This is a genomic window from Tateyamaria algicola, from assembly GCF_047715485.1.
In the GTDB taxonomy this organism is placed as follows: domain Bacteria; phylum Pseudomonadota; class Alphaproteobacteria; order Rhodobacterales; family Rhodobacteraceae; genus Tateyamaria.
Window position 1 is genome coordinate 965815 of the sequence record NZ_CP180422.1, and the last position, 19461, is coordinate 985275.

Below are 19461 nucleotides of genomic sequence, written 5' to 3' on the forward strand. Positions count from 1 at the left end.
CCAAACGAAGCAATCTAGAAAAAGCTATCCATATTAACCGCTTCTTGGAAGCTCAAAGCGAAAATTATTTGATACTCAGTAAGTTGATCGAGCCGCTGCGTCAAAATGACTATCGCGAGTGGCTGGCTTAGAAGCTGAGGCGGGCAGAAACTGCGCATTTGGGTTGAAAGCACGCCGTTACGTGTCATTATTTTGTTGATTAGAATCAATTTTTTCATCACTGTGACAATCATAGACTTTTACATCAACAATTCAGCTTCAACTTTTGTATTTTTTAAGGCCAAAATGACCATCATTGATCAATCATACCTTCGTGGAAAAGTTCGTGATAAACCTATCAGCGGAGAACTCGAAGCACTTTTGGTGGCTGCTGGCAAGGCCGCCGGAATTGATGCAATCTTTGTCACTTCTGGAGGACAACCTGGGTCGCACGGGCGGTCCATAGGATCAAGCAGGCATAACGAAGGTAGAGCCGCAGACCTTTTCTTAGTGGTTGCCGGTGTGAAACAAGAATTTGGTGACGACGAAGCTCCCGAAACGATTACGAAATTTGTGACCGCATGTGCAGCCCGCGGCGCAATAGGAATGGGTGCAGGCGTTTCTTACATGGGACCGCATACTCTGCATATTGGCTTCGGTAAAACCATTCGGGATACCACAAGGGTTGTTTGGGGAGCAGACGGAAGAAGCAGTAATGCTCCGCAGTGGTTAAAAGGTGCAGCCGCAGAAGGCTGGAACGCCCCTCCAGATTGGGTTTTCGATCTAGAGGGCGACGAAGAAGAAGACTTGGAAACGATTGATGTTGAAGTGGAGGAGATCCACAACACGTTTGAAGCTCCAGACAAATTTGACGAGAAAGTTATCGAAGCGGCAATTGCTACTCAAAGCAAGTGGAATGTTCCAGCTTCTGTGACGCTCGCGCAATGGGCTCTTGAAAGTGCGTACGGTGAAAGTATGCCAACGGGTTCGAACAATCCATTTGGGATTAAAGCGCGCTCGGGTGAGGCGCACGTTGTAGCATGGACGACGGAAGTAGTTCATGGCAAATCACAAAGAGTTCAGGCAAAATTTCGTGCATTTCCAAACATGGAAGCTGCGTTCGACAGGCACGGCAGGTTGCTTGGCACGTCTAGCTATTACTCACGTGCACGCAAATTTGCAAGTGATCCAGATAAATTTGCTGATGCTTTGACGGGAGTCTACGCTACTGATCCAATGTATGGAGCAAAGCTGAAATCGATTATGCGTTCCAACAATCTTTATAAATTCAATTTTTTACCTGAAAATGCTTTTAGCATCGAAAATGCCGGTCGGGAGCCCGCAATGACAGATTTTCTTCACCAAGGTAATTTGAACAAAGCCGCAGTTGAGACTTTGCAAAGGCAGTTGACCTCTCTGGGATACAAGCTTGGAGCTATCGACGGTATCTTCGGACCGCTAACAACTGCAGCTCTTCTGTCGTTTCAAAACGATAACAACCTTCCCACGACTGGGGTTTTTGACACGTCTAGCCAAGAAGTAATGAATGAAGGAAAGACACGCCGTTTTGGGAAGGAACGAGAAGCTGCCACCGAAGAAGTATTGGCTCTAAGCGGTTCAAGAACGATGCGTAATGCACGTCGTGGTCGTTTGCTTAGTTGGATTTTGGGCGGCTTCGGAGCGTTTGGCCTCGGCAATAGTGCAATCGTGAACGCGCAAGACACAAACGCGGCAATGAGCACAACCGTTGCACAAGATTTGGTGAGTTTCCTTTCGCAAGTGCAGCAAATCTCTGATACGCCAACTGCTACAGTCATATCTAGATTGAGGGACCAGGCGACTACGCTTACCACGGAGTTAAACGGTAATAACTTACCTTCTGAGATTGCTGGCTTGGTTGCAAGCGTCAAAGCTAACCTTCCAGCAAGTGTTTTATCGAGTAATCCGGAACTCGGGTCCTTACTTGATGCTTTGTCGAACACTGCAACATCCCTGCCCGGTGAGTTGCGGACTGTTTTGGACGTGTTGCCCGGTTTGTTTGCCAATGACACGGTAATGCAAACGATCACTTACGCACTTTCGACAGCAGGTTCCAGTATCCTACCAGGCTTTGGCGGATCATTGGGAGTGTTGGCCGCGGGACTTCTGGGGCGACATTTCTCGAACCGTATCGCGCAGGCGCGCATGGAGGATCACAAATCCGGGGGTAACTTAAATGCACTACTATAGATGCGTTTCACGCAATGACTCACCTAGGGTGAGTAGTGAAAGATGAAGCACTGCTATGAATACGTTGAGTAATTGACATGATTTAATCGAAATGACTAGTTGTGTCATTTCTGAGGTGTAGGATCGCCTTTTTTGCGATGATGGACGCGACCCAAAAAGTACCTCAAATTGTGCTTCTATTAGTGGTTCTGATACTAGCAATGTGTTTAGTGTTCTTTCCTGCTCTTTTGGAAAGCGTGCAGAGAACGTATTTCTAACTCTCAAGAGTTACAATATCGACCTAAAAATTGGGCCGGATGGGCCGTCGGTCTCTTATACCGAAAGAGAGGTACAAGACGCACTTAAAACCGAAAGGGAGTTAGATGCCCTCTCGGCGGAGGTTGCATGTCTTTCGAACCAGACTTGCACTTTTGAACAACAAAAGGAGCTAACCTCTTTTCTTGGGTTGATTGATGAGCCTGGGACCGAAAGCCTAATCAACGCGCAACCCAACGACGATGAAACACTTCAAGATATTTGGATCGTGATCTTTGGCGCGGACAAAACAACTTCTGCAGCCAGCTTTGAGATTGAAAAGGCTCGACAGTTAAATTTTGAACTAGATTTGGTTTTTGTCGATGGCTGGTACCGTTCTGTGGCAAAGTTCGATACCGAGGCTGACGCTGAAATGGCAAAACCGATTACTCAAATGAGCATGAATAGGCCCGGTGCTTATGTTCGGCTGCTAACCAGATGATGCAGCGATCATACACGAGATCGAAGGAAATCCCAGCTATATTGAGTGTGATGCGAACCGGAACTAACAGCGGCGGGCATTCCGCGGTTTCTTGCCACCCTAAAACTGTGCCAACGTCGGCTTAGGGGCCGGGGAGAGACCTTGAAGCTCGAAGCGGCGGATGTGAGTTCCGAGCCCATTGTACCCGATGCTGCGCCAAGTACGAATGGCCGGAATGCTGGATGATCCAACCTATACACTTCTTTCGGAGCGCAGCTTCGACATAATAAAGTCGTCCCAATAATCTGCTCCAAGCCGTGCTGTTTGTCTAGCTTCGCCTTCCAAAATGAAGCCAGCTTTTATGTATGCTGAAACTGCAGGTTGGTTGAACGTAAACACACGAAGTTCCAGTCTATTTATCTCTGAGCGTTGAAACGCAGAGTCTTCAGCGTGCCGTATTATCTTCCTGGCGAGGCCTCGCCCACGGTGTAGCGGATGGAGCAAAACCCGACCTAAGCTAGCTTGTCCGCTACGAAAGTTGTAAGCGAGCTGGAATGTCCCGACAAACCGTCCGTCACAGTCACCCAAAGCCCAGCATTCGCGGCTAGGTTTCTTCCCCCTGTGTTCAGCGATTAGTGCATTGATTGCCCCGACTCGTAACGGAAAATCAAAGTAAGGGCCGCCCCAAGAAAGCACATCTCGCTCATGCGGAAGCCACGACACCAGCTCGGCCGCATCCGTTGGTCGTAATTTTCTTTTTATCAAGGTCATTCTTAAAAAGTATCGTGGACCCAAGATGTAAGGAAGCTGCTATTGGAGTTGCAGCTTAGAAAGCCCGTTTTGTCCGCCGAGCAGCCGAACGCACCCCAAATCGAAGGTTTCCTTAAGGCTGGCACCGGACCATCGTCCGGATCGGAGATTTGGCGCTAGCAAGTCGCAACTCGATAGGCACCTTTCCACTTTGCTATTTATTACCGGTCATGGCGGCGTGCCTTGCGCACCGAAGATGCCTTTGAAAGGCTGGGCTTCGCATAGCATGATCAAGTGTATATCGATCATGGGTCACCTGGCAATAAAGCAGGTGGATCGGACATTGAGCTGGGGCTCAAGCATCTCTCCGAAGGCATCAACACCGCAACGACAGTCGGCAAACCATTCAGAAGAAATAGTAAGCAGCTCGAAATCCGCGGAAATATTTAGCAGCAAGTCTTCCAAAACAGGATCAGTACCGGATAAAATCGTTGTTGTAGCCGAACAGGGTGTGCAAAAGTCAAACCACTGATTGATAAACATGGAACTTAACTATGCGCAGTTTCTTTTTTGCTGGTGCACTTTTCTTGACGGCTCATCCAGCGGTTGCCCAGGGGCAAGATACTCAACTTGATGCAAATATCATTGGGAGCCCTGATTTCAAAACTACAGGAGCAGAGATTCAACGTTTTTTTGAAATCACACCAAACCAACCCAACAGCCCAGCAGTGATTGAGTCACAGCCTTGGGTGAGACAGCTAGAAGCTTACCAGCAGGGTGTCGACGCGCTAAATAGCGGGCAAGAAATAAACGCTGAAGCCCTATGGAGGAATATAGCGGAGGAAGCCCAGTCGAGCAATGACACCAGTACCGTTATGGATCAGTTACTCCTGGACGGAGCGCGTCAGAGTTCCACTGATCCAAACTCTATTCTGTTTTTGCCCCAGTTCCAGGCCGAATTTGAACCTCCCGTCAGCGTTACCATAGACGACGTCAAAACGGCCCAAGAGATTCAAGAACTTGCGCCAAAGGTCCTTTTGGACGGCGCCGTTTTTGGAAAAGACTTCTTAGCTGATAAGGTCGACCAACAGACCTTAGATCAATGGTGGCGCAATTCTTCGCAACCCATTGATTTAGAACAGTTGGGCTTATCTCAGCCGTCGGCCTCTCTGGACACCTACCTGCTTTCTGATGACGGATTTACTGTCAACGGTATTATTACGCAGCCATCTGGAGTTCCACTTAGTGCTGAACAGAAAGCTCGCCTTGCAAACTCGAAGACATGGCGAAAGAGCCTTTCGAGATGGGGTGAGACGATATACTCGAGTGTTCAGGACGCGTTTGCGGTTACGGTTGAAACAGTCTGCAAGAGTGCCTTTAAACCTAAGAACTTCTCCGTTGAGTTGAGTGGTTCAGGAAACTTACTATTGGCAGAATTGGGTGTTTCAATTTCTGCTGAATTTGAGACTGACTCAGTCTGTGTCCCATTTTCATAGATACCCTTTCGCCCGGTATTTTAGCTGCGTTTCCAGTCACATCATCAGATGAGACTTGGTTTACAAAAAATAGTTCTTGTCTGCTGACAGACATCGGAGCAAAAAACGCATTTAAGGTCTGCTTCAGGCTTTCGGTGTCGATCGCTCGAGCGTGCCGTATCACAACGTGCACCCTGACGATGTCAATCTGCGCAAGGCGACAAAAACTATTGCAGCTGCACATCATCGATTCGGATGAGCAAATTCAGCACCCTAAACTACTACGATGCGTCGAGACTAGTTGTGAGTGTAATCTTGCCTCTGTTGTTGCCGTAGAAGTGCCAAGCATCGTTCGCGTAGCAGTAGAGGTAACCACTTTTTCTGGTGTAATACTTGCTGCCATATCGCCTATCAAGAAGGTCTCATGTGTTGGGGGCAATGGGTCTCGTTCTTTTGCAACTTCTTCGCGGTCTGCATGTATCCCATTCGCAACCACACCAATCAAGGCAAACCACAGCCACTGATCCTGCCTCCTTGCTAGAATAGCCTCACTTGTTTTAGCCTCGTCACCACCGGTCAAAACTCGCTTAAGACGCCCCACTGCAGAGCTGAGCAGATGCCCGGGGGACGTCCAGCGTGTTTGAAATCCCGTTGGGCTGCTTTTGTACTGCTTGTCCAGCCATTCGCCGTTGGCGGTAAACTTGTAGGTTTTCGCAGATTCAAGAAATATCCCAGTTTGAGCCCACTGCTCCTTAGATGTAACCAGCCTGACGACTTCCATGCCTTCAGTGATCGTCGTTGTTGGCCAATAGTTCGATTGGGAAACCGGAGGCTTAGCAGCTCTTTTTCTTGCAGCCTCATGAACACATGGATCAGTCAACAGATTCGGTACTGCTCGTGGCTGTGTACGCAAATAGCTAAAACCGCCTTGGACAGAGTCGTGAAGCACACCTCTATTATCGGGGTTAATTTGGTCTCGGAATCTGCCTGAAATTCAAACCCGCATTCCATCGCAGCATCGATCATCCAATTAGGGGTAACATCGCCGAGGCCCCGTTCGGCATACGAGCCTCCAACATCACCATGCACGCCGGGAAACCAAAGTTGTTCAACGTCGCGGTTGCTTTCGGTGTTGGTCCATAACGTCGGAGTAAATGAAAGTCTCCGTTCATCCATCGCCAAAGCATGGCGTGCTGTATCAACTTTGTTACCCAATACCGTATCGTGAAACTGATACTTTCTTCGGCTAAACATGCGCCGTGTGAAGTTGAAGTCGGGTGGAATTCCCAGGGCACCAACAGTATCGAAGACACCCAAGAATCTGATCCTAACATCAGCGCTCCGGCTAACATTTTCTGATGGTCCATCTTTGCGTTGGCGGTAGTCTCTGTAGAGCCCAGAGACGTGGGACCACCTCTGTTCCTCGGAATAACGTGAGCCCGTGAACTTAAAGATACCAAACTTACCGATTAAGCCAGCGAGGCTCCTGACAGTATATGCACCTCGGCTGAATCCTATCAGTGCAATTTCATCTGGCTCGTCATGATCAAAGTGATCGCAAAGCCACTTATAAGGGCTTTTGATATCGTCATCGATTCCATACCAAGGCTCCACCAGAAAGTTGTCGCAAGAGTCCACCAGACGTCCCAACACCTGAGCGATAATACTTTCGTTGGTTCTCATTTTCGGAGACGGCGGTATGAAACTTGTACACATTGGTCGGCGCTGGCGTATCTCCGTCAAGATTGTTTGGCGTGTTCCACGTACCATCGCAGCAAACGACTAAACGCATTTAGACACCCTGAAATTTTCTTAAACTATAAAAAGCAGATTGATGGAGGTGGATTGGTGAGTCAAGCCGCACTCAATATTGCAGCACAACGTTAACCCGATGTGTCTTGGTCCCCGAGAACTGTGCCAAAGATGGCTTAGTTTTGGAGGTGGGATTGATGGCACGGAAACGGCACTCAGACGAAGATGTATTGAAACTGCTACGCGAGATTGAGCTGAAGCTGTCTGGTGGTAGCGATGTTGCATCGGCCTGTCGCAGCGCCGGCATAAGTGACGCAACCTATTGCAATTGGCGCAGGCGTTTCGGCGGCATAGGACTATCACAGTTGTCTGAGATGAAGAGCCTCGAGAAGGAAAACGCGCGACTGAAGAATATCGTTGCCGAACTCGAACTGGACAAGCTGATCTTGAAGGAAAGCCTGAACCGCCTAACGCCCAGGGCCTGACCACAGAGGAGCTTCGTCAGGCCATCACTCACACGCGCCAGAAGCTCGCAACGTCTGAGCGGCGAACGTGCCGGGTGATCGGATTGGCGCGGAGCTCCCTGCAGTATCGACCAGCCCCGAGAGATGACGATGCACTGCGCTTGGCAATCATCCGACTGGCGAAGCAGTACAGCCGGTATGGCTAGACACCAGTCAGGCCCACAAACCCATTCGTGTCGATACCCATGAGCCTGAGAAGGCCTCCAACCGCTAAAAGGACAAGAGCACCAAAAGAGCCGCCGCCCAAAGCTGCAAAGCCGACCAGTTCTTTCCAATCAACGTTCCACGATGCGGTTTCGGACAACTTAGTTCGTTCATCGTCGTTTAATGCTCGGCGTTCGGTATTCAAGTACAGTGCGCTAGTCACCTTGCTGCGAATTGATCGGAGTTCAATCGCTATTCCCGCCATCCGATTGTCAGCGCATTCCGGCAGAACTATGACCTTTTTGACATTCCCTTCCACCCCTTTTACGGGAGAGTAGCCGACATAGATGCAAGCAGCGGCATTAAGCACTTTGGGGCTCCAAGCCGCCTTGCGGCGGTGCGGCCGGTGAATCTTTGTCCATGGCGTGCTTCGCCCGCCCATTTGGCTGTTCCACATGACCGGTGTCAGCTGTAAGGAAGACAGTCAAAGGACCGAATAGTTTTCATTGGCTTCTGCGAGCGCAAGAAGTTGCAACAACGTGTAGACTGAGGATGCGCTAGGAGACGAAGCGTCACAATACTACTGTCCAAATAGGAGACCATGAAATTATGGACACGTTTCTCAACGGTGTTGCGGCCCAGTTTTATCGAGGGATTGGATCTAAAACACAGTTCATTGGACCATTTTCAAAGATGAACTTCTTTATTGGCGCCAACAATTCTGGAAAATCAATTGTATTGGATCTTATTGCAACAAGACTAAAGCCTGAAAAGGCAAGAAGCCGGACTCCGCTGCGCTCAGATGAGCGGTATATAGGCGGTGAAATAGGTGATTTCCAATTGGGACTCGGAAACCCAGCAAAAGACCTTTTTGATAAATTTATGCTTGATCGTCAGCTTAATTCTCCAGAAAAGGAAATTTTGGAAAAAGTTGCCAAAAAAATCTCTAATATGATTTTTTGGAAGAAACGGGATGAGTTAAAACTGCTGCCCGGAGAATGGCTTGACACTGCAACCCATTGGTTAGACACAGATGACTGGAATAAGTTATCTAGGAGATTCAGATTTGTGTCCGGTAACTCCAAAAATTACATGGCTGAAAGTGTTTTCCTCCTCATCGTTCAGCATCACTTCCCCACCGAATTTCCTGATGTTCACCTAATACCTGCAAAAAGGCAGCTCGGCCCAACAGGCGAGAATTTTGAAGATAACTCTGGTCGAGGATTGATCGATGAGCTTGCCAAATTGCAGGCTCCAAGCTTCGACAAACAGGAAGATCGCAAAAAGTTCGAAGTAATAAATTCATTTGTACGCGATATTACCGGAAAGCAAAATGTCCGTTTAGAAGTCCCCTCAGAAAGAGAGCATTTGGTAATCCATATGGATAACAAAGTCCTACCGCTGGCAGCGCTTGGAACGGGAATTCATGAAGTTGTGCTCATAGCGGCATTTAGCACCATTCATGACGGATCTATCATTTGTATTGAGGAACCGGAAATCCACTTGCATCCAATACTTCAGCGCAAACTGATCCGCTATCTAACGGAAAAAACCTCTAGCCAGTACTTTATCGCGACACATTCTGCGGCCTTTATCGACACGCCAAATTCCTCTATATTTCACGTATCCAACGATGGAACACAAACTTATGTGAAGCCGGTGTTAACCAAACACGAGCAGCGGGGAATCCTGGACGATCTCGGCTACCAGGCTTCTGATCTTTTGCAATCCAATGCCGTGGTATGGGTTGAGGGACCATCGGACCGGATCTACTTGAAGCATTGGATACACGCCGTTGATCCACAACTTGTCGAAGGGCTTCACTACAACATCATGTTTTATGGTGGCGCGCTGTTGCGCCACCTAACAGCTAGCGACGAAGCGCTCAGCGATTTCATCAAACTACGTGACCTGAACCGCCACATGGCGATCCTCATCGACAGCGATAAGTCCAAAGAGAGTGACGCGCTGAAAAGTCACGCTCAACGGCTCGTAGACGAAATGAACAAAGGCTCGGGTATTGCCTGGGTAACCGCAGGGCGCGAAGTCGAAAACTATGTGGATGGCGAGACGCTACAGAGTGCATTGAAAGCGCTTCATCCAAAGCTGTATGCGAAGGCTGGAAGCACAGGACAGTTCGACCACGCGTTTTACTTCTACAAAGAACTCCCGAATGAGTCTGGTTCGACAACCATCCATAAAGGAGGTGATAAAGTCAGGGCGGCAAACGTTGTCGTCGAAGAACCTGCAAACCTCGACATTCTGGATCTTAGGGAACGGATCACAGAACTAGTTGCGTACATCAAGCTCGCAAATGGCCTTATAGATGGCAACGAATGACGTATGTTGCGCACGCTTAAGTTGAGTTACCGCCAAACAACCAAATTAGGTATGGAGTACTTTTTGCCCACAGTCGTTGGTCGGGGAGCAATTTGCCCTAAGGTATTGCACATGGCGGAAGTTCATCCGACGCGTCGTTAGGTTTCGGTTCACTGAGAACTGGGCGGGATGTTGTGATCTGCTGCTGATGCTCTATGGGCTCGCTACTGACATTCGCTGTGTTTGACGCCAAGGGCACCTCGCAGCGCTAAACCGGACATTACCATGTCGGTCAGACTACACATACAAGGGCCTTTATGCGCCATTTTCACGTTGATACATTCTCGCTGCCATGCAGGCGGGAATGCCTTGCTTCAGCTCTTCTAACCCAGCGCGGTGACGGTTTCTCAGTTTTTTCGCTCCCGCAGGCGCAGGGTGTATGGCCCTTTAGATGCGTCCTGAACAAAACGCGCAAATACGAGGCCACAAGGCCGTCGTCGCATGGAAGTTGAAGCAGATCAGCGTAACTTTCCCAACCCCCTGTTTTCCATGCGATCTTTTGCCAAAGGGCTATTCGCCAGTGATCTCAAAGTGAGACTGGCTCAAGAAGTATTCATGCATTGGACCAGTTAGAAAGGCCGCAAAATGATGATCGGGAGAATTCAGCTGCCATTCTTCCCAGACACATAGGCAACAGTCGCAGTATTTAGGGAAAATATGCCTATCTATGTCCTTGTGAATGCGCTCAGCAGTCTCAAAAATGATGGGTTCATGAGACGGATGTTCTGGCGCCACGCCACCCCTGACTTCGTAGAAGTCAAAAGGTTCGGACGGCCCTGAAACGACAAAACGTCCTTCAAGAATAATAGAGGCGTCTGTCGTTGATACATCGAGTTTCGATTGGTGAGTAGCTACCGCACGTTCGATCTCTGCGAGCAATGGTGTAGGGGTCGTCACTTGGCCCAAGGTTTGCTACCAGCACCGCTGGACTGGCGAAACGCGACCGCTTCAGCCAAGCGGGACGACTTCTCACCTTCAGATAGCGCCGCAGCAGCTTGAGAAGCAATGGAGGGTGCCGCAAGTCCGCTGCCTGCGCCAACGGTGCTTTATCTTCTCTAGCGGCGCGGATGCAATGTTTGCCGCGCTCTTGGCCTCGTCAATCAAGCGTTGAATGCGATCTGTGTCCTGGTCGTCTGAGACTTGCTGGCTGTTGGCGTAGACCGGGGTGCATTTGGAACGGTAAGAGATCACCCGAATAGTTTCTCGGAATGCTTCATCGTCAAGGCCTTCAGTAGCCACGAAGGCCGCTATGAAAAGCGCGCTGGCGAGCAAACCACCAAGAAACTCACGGCTCAACCGGCTGGCATGTGTCTTGGAATAAAATTTGCCTAGGCGTATTATTTGGCAGAGCTGATAGCTAACCGAAAATGAGAGAAGAACAAAGCATGTACACTCTTTTGCGATGGAGATTCCTTTCATCTTTCATCCCTGCTGCTGATTGTTGTGGCGGCGGCGGTTTATGCTGACGATCTGCCAAAAAGGCATGGCTACTCTGTTGCTGATGCAATACTTGCACGCACGCTGTCAGCAATACTTTTGGCGGTCTTTAGCATCACCGCCCGGTGTGTTGCGCGCAAGATTGTTTCTTGGTAAAAAGACTTGTCAGTTCGGGTACTTTAAGTAGTTCCGCCTTCCTCGGAGAGCTCTCTTGCAACAGATCAGAATGTGAGAGACAATGGTTCAAGAACTTATCTTAAAAAGGCATGAACGTTGTGAAAACCCCGTCACTAATAAAAAGTGTTTATCTGTTGTTTGGACTGCTCACTCTTGCAGGATGCGGGGTAGGCTGTTCACCTAGTACTTGCTCAACAGGTCAGGCCGCCATCGAACAACTAACTCCAATAGCTCAGTCAATTCAGAAGGATTTAAATAGTGGGGGATCGCCACCAGAAAATCTGGCCGTTTTCGCCAATGGCATACTTTCGGAGGAAGTAGAGCTTCGGCCTGCTACATCTACCAAAACCGCTAGCTATTTGTTGTTCTTGTCTAATGAGGAAAAACCTGTTGGTGTGACTTATACAGTGACGAACGACAACCCTGATTTGTCGTTTGGATATACTAGCAGATGGGGGCTTGATACATGTTTTTGGGATTTGAAAGAATCGGATTGGGTTTGCTTTAGGAGAAGATAATCTCATGACTAACGTTAGAGCGCTTACAATCGGCGAAATAGGAATGCTTTCTACAGTATATGGAGACTCACTCGATTATTCTGCTGTGCGCGTTAGAGATGGTGGCTCACGCAATGACAGTGGGTTTACCCCATTCAATACAATCAACATCGGGCGAAATATCTATAGAGAAGACTTTTCCCAGACGAATAGCCTCGCTTTGCAAGGTTTTTTTGTTCACGAGAGCGCCCATGCTTTACAAACCCAGAATGGTAGAATAGCGCTTCTCAACGGAATTGGGCCACAAATAACAGCTGTATTAGTTGGCCGCAGAGAAGTCTACGACTACAATGATAAATTAAACGGAAGCGTTCCATTTGAAGACTGGAATATTGAGGAACAAGCATCCTTCTTTGAAGACCTTTACAAGCAGCAGGTAGCAACAGCTAATGATACTCCGCTCACTTTTGACCCTTTTGGTAACCGTGTCATACCGAGCCTTGAAACACTCCAATCGGTAGACACGTCCGTCTACATTGATCAAGTTGTCAGCACGGGTTCCATACTTGCGCCCGCCTCGTCCCTCAGGCCCGTTGCACGACCGGACGACCAGTGCTTTCTTCACGATTCCACTGTTCAAATGTGGCCGCTTGATCCGTCGATCAAACCGCGCCCGGATGGCAGTTACGACGAAGATCTGGTTCAATCCAATGTCTGGTACAAGCGGCAAGACCAAATGCAAGTCGGTGATGTGGTCGTGTCCTACGACAAGCTGGGGCGGTTGCAACCTGGCGACGTCACGCGCACCATGACCAACATTGCCACGCATATCCTGGATTTCTGGGGCACAGGCGTGACCCCCGGCCATGCCTATAACTGCGCAGATGGCCCGCTCAAAGGTAGCTTTGCGCCGATCATGGACATCTTGCGCATGGATGGCGCGCTCATGCGCATTGGCGGCACGATGTTCCGCGCAGCTACCAACTGCGATGTAGGCTCCATTGGCGACCGGATGATCCACGCCGAAGCAAACATGCAAAATCCAGATGGCTCATGGACACCCAAGAAGCGCGGCCAAATCCGCTTTGGCACACGCATCTCAACGCCGGATGGCAAGAAGAGCATTTCCGTCATGGAAATCGCAGAGCGTCAGGGCTGGGGCCTCTCCGACGATGGCTACATGGTCGGCAAGATCGAAGGCGCAGACGGCACTATTCAGGAGGGCAAATTTCCGTTCCCGTATACCGATGGCGCAGAACTGCCAAAGCCCGAAGATTACATCCTCACCCGCTCGCAAGTGACGCTAGGGGAAATCTACCTAGCGAATGAGTGGGAACAGATCGGCACAAGGATGCCCGCACCGGATAGCATGGCAAGTTTCAATCCCAACAGCGCGATGAAGCGGACAAAGCCCAAGCCGAATATCCCACCCGCCTTTGCTGATCGCACCGACGCGCCCAGGGTAAAAAACAGAGCACAACATCCCGCACATGCGGCGGCGTCACCATCCGCGCCCGGTATGAACCGCAAGCAGCGCAAGGCGATAGAAGCCGGAGCGCGAGAATTGACGAAGCGCAAAGTTATTCTCTAAGGGCAGTATTTGTTCGTGTTATTGGGTACGCAAAACAAAGGCAGCGCCGATGCACGGCATGCTGACAAGCCAAGTTTGGTTTTTGCTGAACTAAAAAATGCAGATGCTATGGAACAGATTGTCTTCCTTGCGCAGCGCGCGCACGAGGAAAGTCGATTTTCGCACATCACCTTCGCTCCACAAAAGGTCCAAGCGATTGCAGATCGCGCCCTCTCCGATCCAAAGAGACACGGTATCATGGTGGCCTGGTTTGGTGAAAAGCCTGTAGGAGCCGTGTACTGCTCGGTCGGCGAATACTACATCGGTACTGGCTCACTAATAACGACGATTCACAATATCAACGTGTTGAAGGAAGTACGTTATGGCCTGCGTGGTGGCCGCGTGGCACTCGGCTTGCTGCGTGGAGTGGAGACATGGTCACTGGCGAGGTCATCAACAGAGGTTTTGTTCCATTCAACCTCGGGTGTTGGTTTGGAAAGAACACATAAGCTCATCAAGCGGCTTGGATATCGATTCATTGGGGGAAGTTATGCAAAAGACGTTAATTGAAACGGAGTCGCAAGTTACCGAGCAAGCCCTCGCGGCAGCCCATGAAATCGAGAAAGATTTAAGGGAGGTGCTTTTGCAGTTTTGCGAGCCAGAAAGTGAGTTGTTTCAGGACACGACGCTCGAGGCTCCGTCACGTTTTGATTCTCTCAGTGCGCCAAGAGTTGGTTGGCGGACTTACAATTTTGAGGTCGCAGAACATCACACTTACATCGCGGATGGCGTAAGAGTTCATAATGACTCCTACGAAGCCCCAAATGGTGGGTATATTTCTGATGATAGAAGTACCTTTCTTACTCCAGATGGTGCTGGTACGGTAACTCTTCATGGCGGCCGTGAGTTTGTTATCGGTGACGATGGTAACGTTGTACAAACTGCTCAAGGCTTAGTGCGCACTTTTGACCCAAAAACCGGCACATATTCCTGGTCCGTTCCATATATTGATGGCGTTGCCACGCTGCTATCGATCCGTGCCGAAGATGAAAACCGCCCCGCCAGCGATATGGATGGAGACGGTATCGCGGATTGGCGCGATGAAGATTTCACAAATGTAGGCCATTGGGGTGGAGATCGAGACGGTGACGGCATAGCTAACTGGCGCGATACAGATGATGGTGTTGGATTGCGAGACCAGCAAAGAGGCGATAGCAGCAGTTCTGGAGGTAATAGCAAACCGATCATCCTCGATATGGATGGAGACGGGATTGAAATTGAAGTCAACAGCACAGTTTCATTCGATATGGACGCTGATGGCTACTTGGAAAGCACGGCTTGGGTCAGCCCGGATGACGCCTTTCTTGTAATTGATTTGAATGCTGACGGCTCTCGCGGTGCCGGTGATGGCCAAATCAATATGACCCAGGAACTCGTATTTACGGAGTGGTTGCCAACGGGCGGTGTGACTGATCTCCAAGCTCTTGCAATGTTTGATACGTTGGCAGAACTGGGTGGCAACGCAGACGGTGTTCTTTCATCAGCAGATACCATTTGGACTGAGTTGCGGGTCTGGCAAGACGCTAACTCGAACGGCATTGCCGATGATGGAGAACTGAAAACACTGGATGAATTGGGTTTTACCCAAATCAATCTCATTTATGACGACGGTACGGCTTACGACGACAACAGCAACGATGTTTCGGTTTTTGGTAGTACCCTGCTGGGAACGGCTTCATTTTCTCGAAACGGCAACGTCGTTGCAGGCGGCGTCGGTGATGTAGCGCTAAATTACGCAACGCAGGGCTGGCGTCGGGTCTATACGGAAGGCGATGACGTCCCGGAAGATGAGCGGGACTACCGCATTGAATTTGAGGCCGGCGCAACCTTCCAGTACGCCGTGTTGGGCGCTTCGAGCGCCGCTCACATCAACCTGGTCACCGCATGGCTCGACGGGGCGACGGGTGATGACCGGGCCAATTCGCTGAACGCTACAGGTCATATGCTGGCTGTTCAGATTGCAGGTGGTGCGGGCGATGACGTCATCACCGGTGGGCAGCTTGATGACATGCTGTCTGGCGACGATGGCGCAGATGAGTTGCGCGGTGGTGCGGGCAACGACGTTATCTTCTTTGATGCAGATGATGCGGAATTTGGAGTTGTGCTGGGCGGCGCTGACTTTGACACAGCCATCTTTGTCGATGACGCGGGCATTGAGTTTGACCTAATCGCCCATGAGTTCGAAGCCTTCTATGGCGGAGGCGGTGACGATACGATTTACGCAACATCTGCTGTTGAGGCCGTGGCCGTCTATGGTGGCGGTGGTGACGACAGTATCCGCACTGGGGCCGGCAGCGACGTCTTGTCAGGCGATGACGGCAGGGACACGCTGATCGCGGGCCATGGGGATGACGCTTTGCTTGGCGGCGGCAGTCGGGACAACCTGTACGGACAACACGGCGATGATGTCATCTATGCCGGGTCCGGCAACGACTATGCCAGCGGGGGCTTTGGAGACGACCTACTCTTTGGCGGTGACGGCGATGATGATTTGTTTGGGGCCGGTGGTGATGATCAGCTCAACGGGGGTGCGGGCAATGATGAGCTGTTCGGCGGCTCTGGCGATGATCGGCTGACCGGCAATGATGGCGATGATGCGCTGCAGGGCGACCACGGCGACGACTACATTCTTGGCGGCGACGGGGCGGATACGATCCATGACGGCAATGGCGATGATTACGTTGATGGTGGTGATGGGGATGATCTGTTCATCGACGGCCAGGGCGATGACGTCTTTGACGGTGGTGATGGGGACGATACGTTTGAGCTGACCACCTATGGCGGCAACAACGTGGTCCGCGGTGGTCTTGGGTCCGATACGCTGGTGCTGAATGGTAGCGCGGATCAGTGGTCCTGGGAGTATGTACAGGGAACCGCGGGGACGACGCCGTTTGGGGCGCAAACGCAGGGCATTGGCCAATACCTGTTCTGGTCGGGCGATACATATGTACAGGTGCAGGACGTTGAGACGGTGACGTTCAGCGGGAGTAACAGTTCTGCCTACTGGTCGCATCTGAACAATCAAACTGCTGCTCAGTTCTCCCTATCTGTGATTGCCAGCCACGGCAATTTGATTGCTGCAATCGGAAACGATTGGAACACTGGCGAGGATTGGTGGTTGGCACATGGTCAGGGGGAGATGGCAAATGTCGACTTTAATGCCCTGCAGTACCTTGCTGCCTATGACGATATTTACAACGCGTTTGGTATCGACCTTGTTAGAGCGACGCAGCATTATATTGAGTTCGGATACAACGAAGGCCGCAGCAAAGGTGGCTTTGATGCGGAGCAGTATCTGCGCAACTATGCGGATGTCCGCGCGGCTTTTGGTGCCGATCTGTCTGCGGCGACAATCCACTACATCCGGAACGGCCGCGATGCAGGACGCACGGATGCCGCCTTGACCACAGCTATGACTGACTCGGAATGGGATACATACCTTGCCTCGCACGCCGGTGCGTCGAGCACAGTGTCCTTGGCACATGTCGATAGCACAGTCGACAATAGTGAGAGCTTCTATTGGGCACGCCATCTCGAAGTGACAGATCCAAACGCGACAATCTTCGGGGCACACACTGCAAACGACTCCATTGATGGCGGCAATGGGAACGATCGCATCACAACCGATGTCTACTTCGAATGGTATCAGGCCTATGTGGCGACAATTGGCGGGCATGACACGGTGAACGGTGGCAGCGGTGCCGACACCATCTGGGGTGGCGCAGGCTTGGATGTGCTGAATGGTGGTGATGGCGGCGATGTTCTCTATGGCGGGAACAGTGACGACAGTCTCGAGGGCGGTGACGGATCCGACGTTCTGGTCGGAGAAACCGGTCATGACACGCTGATTGGTGGTGACGGGTCCGACCTTCTCTATGGCGGTGACCACGATGACAGTCTCGTCGGTGGCGCGGGCGGCGATGCCCTACGCGGCGGGTCCGGGGCAGACACCTTGGATGGTGGTGATGGTGCTGATCTGCTGGAAGGTGGCGATGATCATGACACGCTGATTGGTGGGTCTGGCGCTGACCGGCTGGATGGTGGCGCCGGTGATGACAGCCTCAAAGGTGGCAATGGTGACGATCTTCTGATCGGGTTCAATGGCCTCGACACGTTGTTTGGAGAAGCTGGCGATGACAGGCTTTATGGCGGCGCCAGCGACGACAGTTTGGTCGGAGGCAGCGGCAATGACTTGCTTAGCGGCGAAGAAGGTGACGATACACTGGAAGGTGGTAGCGGCATCGACAATCTGTTTGGCGGTGACGGCAATGACACGCTTGATGGAGGCATAAGCCACGACGTTCTGGAAGGCGCGGCTGGAGACGACTCTCTGATTGGCGGTGACGGCAATGACATCCTGAACGGTGGCGCCGGAGCCGACACGCTTGACGGCGGGCTTGGCGTAGATGCTGTCAGCTATGCAGACGCAGCTGAAGCTGTCACCTTCGCAATCGACAATTGGCACGTGGTCATAGCCACGGGTGAAGCCGTGGGTGACGTGTTCACCAGTATCGAACAAGGCTATGGGTCCGCCTGGAACGACCGGATCTACGGCTCCAATGGCCACAACGTGTTGTGGGGTGGTGATGGAGACGACCGGGTCTACGGGCGTGCTGGCAACGATGACCTGTTCGGCGGTGTCGGTAACGACACTCTGAACGGCCACGAGGGGATTGATCGACTGACTGGCGGTGACGGCAACGACATCCTGATCGGCGGCGAAGGTGCCGACCAATTGATTGGTGGCGAAGGCATTGATCGGGCCCAGTACAGTGATGCAATCACCGGCCTTGTCGCAGATTTGCAGATCGCAACCCTGAACACAGGCGAAGCTGATGGTGACAGGTTTGACAGTATCGAGAATTTGTTCGGTTCGGGCCACGACGATGACCTGCGCGGGGACGCAAACGCCAATACGATCTGGGGTGCCAACGGTGCGGATGTCATGCATGGTCGCGACGGAAGCGACGTTCTGATTGGGGGCAATGGCGACGATGTCCTCTACGGCGGAAACGGTGCTGACGTGCTCGACGGCGGCGCAGGCATCGACCGTGTGCAATACTACGGATCAGATGCTGCAATGACGGTCGATCTGGCGCATGCGCATCTCAACACCGGCGCGGCCTCCGGCGACACCTTCATCGATATTGAAAACCTGCACGCAGGTGGCGGCAGTGACGATCTGCGTGGCGATGCTGGAGACAACGTGATCTGGGCTGGGAACGGTAACGATCAGATCTGGGGCCGTGCGGGAGCGGACACACTCTATGGCCAGTCCGGTGCGGACACCTTCAACTTCAAGCTCGGCTACGAAGCGGACACGATTGGTGACTTTGAAGATGATGTTGACACGATTGTGCTGCGCGACTTTGGTTTGACAGACGCGCAAGACGCTCTCAGCCATGCAAACCAGGTGGGCAGTGACGTGGTGTTCGACTTCGGCAATGGCGACACGCTGACTGTGAAGAACACGCTGCTTGGAGCGTTGGAGGATGATCTCATCGTCATTTGATTGGCTGGGCAAGTTAAGGATCGGCGCACTCATATGGGTAGCGCCGATCTAACTGGTGGTTTGAATAACAAACCCGATCACCGCGCGGGCTGGTCCTTCCGATAGATCTAAAGCTGACATGGGCGTAAGTTGCAGCGAATTGGCGCTTTTCCGCCCTGCGGTTGCCTAACTGGCCAAATCCAATGTCCGGTTTGTGCTGGCTCCGGACATCGGTTTTTCGAAAGTTTGCCCTTGATAGTCGATGGGCTTGATACCTCAAAG

The 19461-nt window shown here is 51.3% G+C and carries 17 protein-coding genes; 9 read left to right on the forward strand and 8 right to left on the reverse strand.

Features of this window, described 5'->3' with window-relative positions; genetic code table 11:
* Window positions 1–192 precede the first annotated feature (192 nt).
* Complete coding sequence (locus tag ACMHLQ_RS07150; RefSeq protein ID WP_415404094.1) at window positions 193–2208, forward strand: glucosaminidase domain-containing protein; 2016 nt, start codon at window positions 193–195, stop codon at window positions 2206–2208.
* A gap of 202 nt (window positions 2209–2410) precedes the next feature.
* Window positions 2411–2944 carry a hypothetical protein gene (locus ACMHLQ_RS07155; protein ID WP_415404095.1) on the forward strand — a complete coding sequence of 178 codons (534 nt, stop codon included), beginning with the start codon at window positions 2411–2413 and terminating at the stop codon, window positions 2942–2944.
* A 231-nt stretch (window positions 2945–3175) separates the two neighbouring features.
* Here the strand turns inward: ACMHLQ_RS07155 and ACMHLQ_RS07160 are convergent, their stop codons facing one another.
* Window positions 3176–3694 (reverse strand): GNAT family N-acetyltransferase, encoded by a 519-nt coding sequence (locus ACMHLQ_RS07160; RefSeq protein ID WP_415404096.1) that lies wholly within the window; start codon window positions 3692–3694, stop codon window positions 3176–3178.
* Window positions 3695–3985: 291 nt separating this feature from the next.
* Window positions 3986–4216, reverse strand: a complete 231-nt coding sequence (locus ACMHLQ_RS07165; RefSeq protein ID WP_415404097.1) for a hypothetical protein — start codon at window positions 4214–4216, stop codon at window positions 3986–3988.
* An 11-nt stretch (window positions 4217–4227) separates the two neighbouring features.
* Here ACMHLQ_RS07165 and ACMHLQ_RS07170 point away from each other — a divergent pair, with 11 nt between their 5' ends.
* On the forward strand, window positions 4228–5169 hold the full coding sequence (locus ACMHLQ_RS07170) for a hypothetical protein (RefSeq protein WP_415404098.1): 942 nt from the start codon (window positions 4228–4230) through the stop codon (window positions 5167–5169).
* A gap of 244 nt (window positions 5170–5413) precedes the next feature.
* Here the strand turns inward: ACMHLQ_RS07170 and ACMHLQ_RS07175 are convergent, their stop codons facing one another.
* The 3 genes from ACMHLQ_RS07175 to ACMHLQ_RS07185 are packed head-to-tail and all read right to left on the reverse strand — an operon-like array spanning window position 5414 to window position 6940.
* Window positions 5414–6028, reverse strand: a complete 615-nt coding sequence (locus ACMHLQ_RS07175) for a hypothetical protein (protein ID WP_415404099.1) — start codon at window positions 6026–6028, stop codon at window positions 5414–5416.
* Window positions 6025–6831 (reverse strand): DUF2235 domain-containing protein, encoded by an 807-nt coding sequence (locus tag ACMHLQ_RS07180; RefSeq protein ID WP_415404100.1) that lies wholly within the window; start codon window positions 6829–6831, stop codon window positions 6025–6027. Before ACMHLQ_RS07180 ends, ACMHLQ_RS07175 begins: the two co-directional genes overlap by 4 nt.
* The gene (locus tag ACMHLQ_RS07185) at window positions 6737–6940 is read right to left on the reverse strand and encodes a phospholipase effector Tle1 domain-containing protein (protein WP_415404101.1); all 204 of its coding nucleotides are present in this window, start codon (window positions 6938–6940) and stop codon (window positions 6737–6739) included. The genes ACMHLQ_RS07180 and ACMHLQ_RS07185 overlap by 95 nt, the downstream gene beginning before the upstream one ends.
* A gap of 157 nt (window positions 6941–7097) precedes the next feature.
* On the opposite strand from ACMHLQ_RS07185, the gene ACMHLQ_RS07190 reads away from it, so the two are divergent.
* The gene (locus ACMHLQ_RS07190; protein ID WP_415404102.1) at window positions 7098–7385 is read left to right on the forward strand and encodes a transposase; all 288 of its coding nucleotides are present in this window, start codon (window positions 7098–7100) and stop codon (window positions 7383–7385) included.
* Window positions 7386–7566: 181 nt separating this feature from the next.
* On the opposite strand, the gene ACMHLQ_RS07195 is transcribed toward ACMHLQ_RS07190, so the two are convergent.
* Window positions 7567–8025, reverse strand: a complete 459-nt coding sequence (locus ACMHLQ_RS07195; protein ID WP_415404103.1) for a hypothetical protein — start codon at window positions 8023–8025, stop codon at window positions 7567–7569.
* Window positions 8026–8177: 152 nt separating this feature from the next.
* Between ACMHLQ_RS07195 and ACMHLQ_RS07200 the strand changes: the two genes are divergently transcribed.
* The gene (locus tag ACMHLQ_RS07200) at window positions 8178–9908 is read left to right on the forward strand and encodes an AAA family ATPase (protein ID WP_415404104.1); all 1731 of its coding nucleotides are present in this window, start codon (window positions 8178–8180) and stop codon (window positions 9906–9908) included.
* A 549-nt stretch (window positions 9909–10457) separates the two neighbouring features.
* On the opposite strand, the gene ACMHLQ_RS07205 is transcribed toward ACMHLQ_RS07200, so the two are convergent.
* Window positions 10458–10826: a hypothetical protein gene (locus ACMHLQ_RS07205; RefSeq protein WP_415404105.1), complete on the reverse strand. Its 369-nt coding sequence runs from the start codon at window positions 10824–10826 to the stop codon at window positions 10458–10460.
* Between the two features lie 96 nt (window positions 10827–10922).
* Window positions 10923–11366 (reverse strand): hypothetical protein, encoded by a 444-nt coding sequence (locus tag ACMHLQ_RS07210; protein WP_415404106.1) that lies wholly within the window; start codon window positions 11364–11366, stop codon window positions 10923–10925.
* Window positions 11367–11650: 284 nt separating this feature from the next.
* On the opposite strand from ACMHLQ_RS07210, the gene ACMHLQ_RS07215 reads away from it, so the two are divergent.
* From ACMHLQ_RS07215 to ACMHLQ_RS07230, 4 genes are read left to right on the forward strand one after another with little or no spacing between them, the layout of a single operon-like run.
* Complete coding sequence (locus tag ACMHLQ_RS07215; protein ID WP_415404107.1) at window positions 11651–12079, forward strand: hypothetical protein; 429 nt, start codon at window positions 11651–11653, stop codon at window positions 12077–12079.
* A 43-nt stretch (window positions 12080–12122) separates the two neighbouring features.
* Window positions 12123–13649 (forward strand): hypothetical protein, encoded by a 1527-nt coding sequence (locus tag ACMHLQ_RS07220; protein ID WP_415404108.1) that lies wholly within the window; start codon window positions 12123–12125, stop codon window positions 13647–13649.
* 9 nt (window positions 13650–13658) lie between these two features.
* Window positions 13659–14198, forward strand: coding sequence for a hypothetical protein (locus ACMHLQ_RS07225; RefSeq protein WP_415404109.1), 540 nt, complete (start codon window positions 13659–13661; stop codon window positions 14196–14198).
* Entirely contained in the window at window positions 14152–19200 is a 5049-nt protein-coding gene (locus tag ACMHLQ_RS07230; RefSeq protein WP_415404110.1) for a calcium-binding protein, read from the forward strand. Before ACMHLQ_RS07225 ends, ACMHLQ_RS07230 begins: the two co-directional genes overlap by 47 nt.
* Window positions 19201–19461 lie beyond the last annotated feature (261 nt).

Excerpts from the sequence above, each read along its gene's own strand:
- ACMHLQ_RS07160 (WP_415404096.1), bottom strand. The coding sequence starts at position 3,694 with ATGACCTTGATAAAAAGAAAATTACGACCAACGGATGCGGCCGAGCTG.
- ACMHLQ_RS07165 (WP_415404097.1), bottom strand. The coding sequence starts at position 4,216 with ATGTTTATCAATCAGTGGTTTGACTTTTGCACACCCTGTTCGGCTACA.
- ACMHLQ_RS07170 (WP_415404098.1), top strand. The coding sequence starts at position 4,228 with ATGCGCAGTTTCTTTTTTGCTGGTGCACTTTTCTTGACGGCTCATCCA.
- ACMHLQ_RS07180 (WP_415404100.1), bottom strand. The coding sequence starts at position 6,831 with ATGAGAACCAACGAAAGTATTATCGCTCAGGTGTTGGGACGTCTGGTG.
- ACMHLQ_RS07185 (WP_415404101.1), bottom strand. The coding sequence starts at position 6,940 with ATGCGTTTAGTCGTTTGCTGCGATGGTACGTGGAACACGCCAAACAAT.
- ACMHLQ_RS07190 (WP_415404102.1), top strand. The coding sequence starts at position 7,098 with ATGGCACGGAAACGGCACTCAGACGAAGATGTATTGAAACTGCTACGC.
- ACMHLQ_RS07195 (WP_415404103.1), bottom strand. The coding sequence starts at position 8,025 with ATGTGGAACAGCCAAATGGGCGGGCGAAGCACGCCATGGACAAAGATT.
- ACMHLQ_RS07200 (WP_415404104.1), top strand. The coding sequence starts at position 8,178 with ATGGACACGTTTCTCAACGGTGTTGCGGCCCAGTTTTATCGAGGGATT.
- ACMHLQ_RS07210 (WP_415404106.1), bottom strand. The coding sequence starts at position 11,366 with ATGAAAGGAATCTCCATCGCAAAAGAGTGTACATGCTTTGTTCTTCTC.
- ACMHLQ_RS07215 (WP_415404107.1), top strand. The coding sequence starts at position 11,651 with ATGAACGTTGTGAAAACCCCGTCACTAATAAAAAGTGTTTATCTGTTG.
- ACMHLQ_RS07220 (WP_415404108.1), top strand. The coding sequence starts at position 12,123 with ATGCTTTCTACAGTATATGGAGACTCACTCGATTATTCTGCTGTGCGC.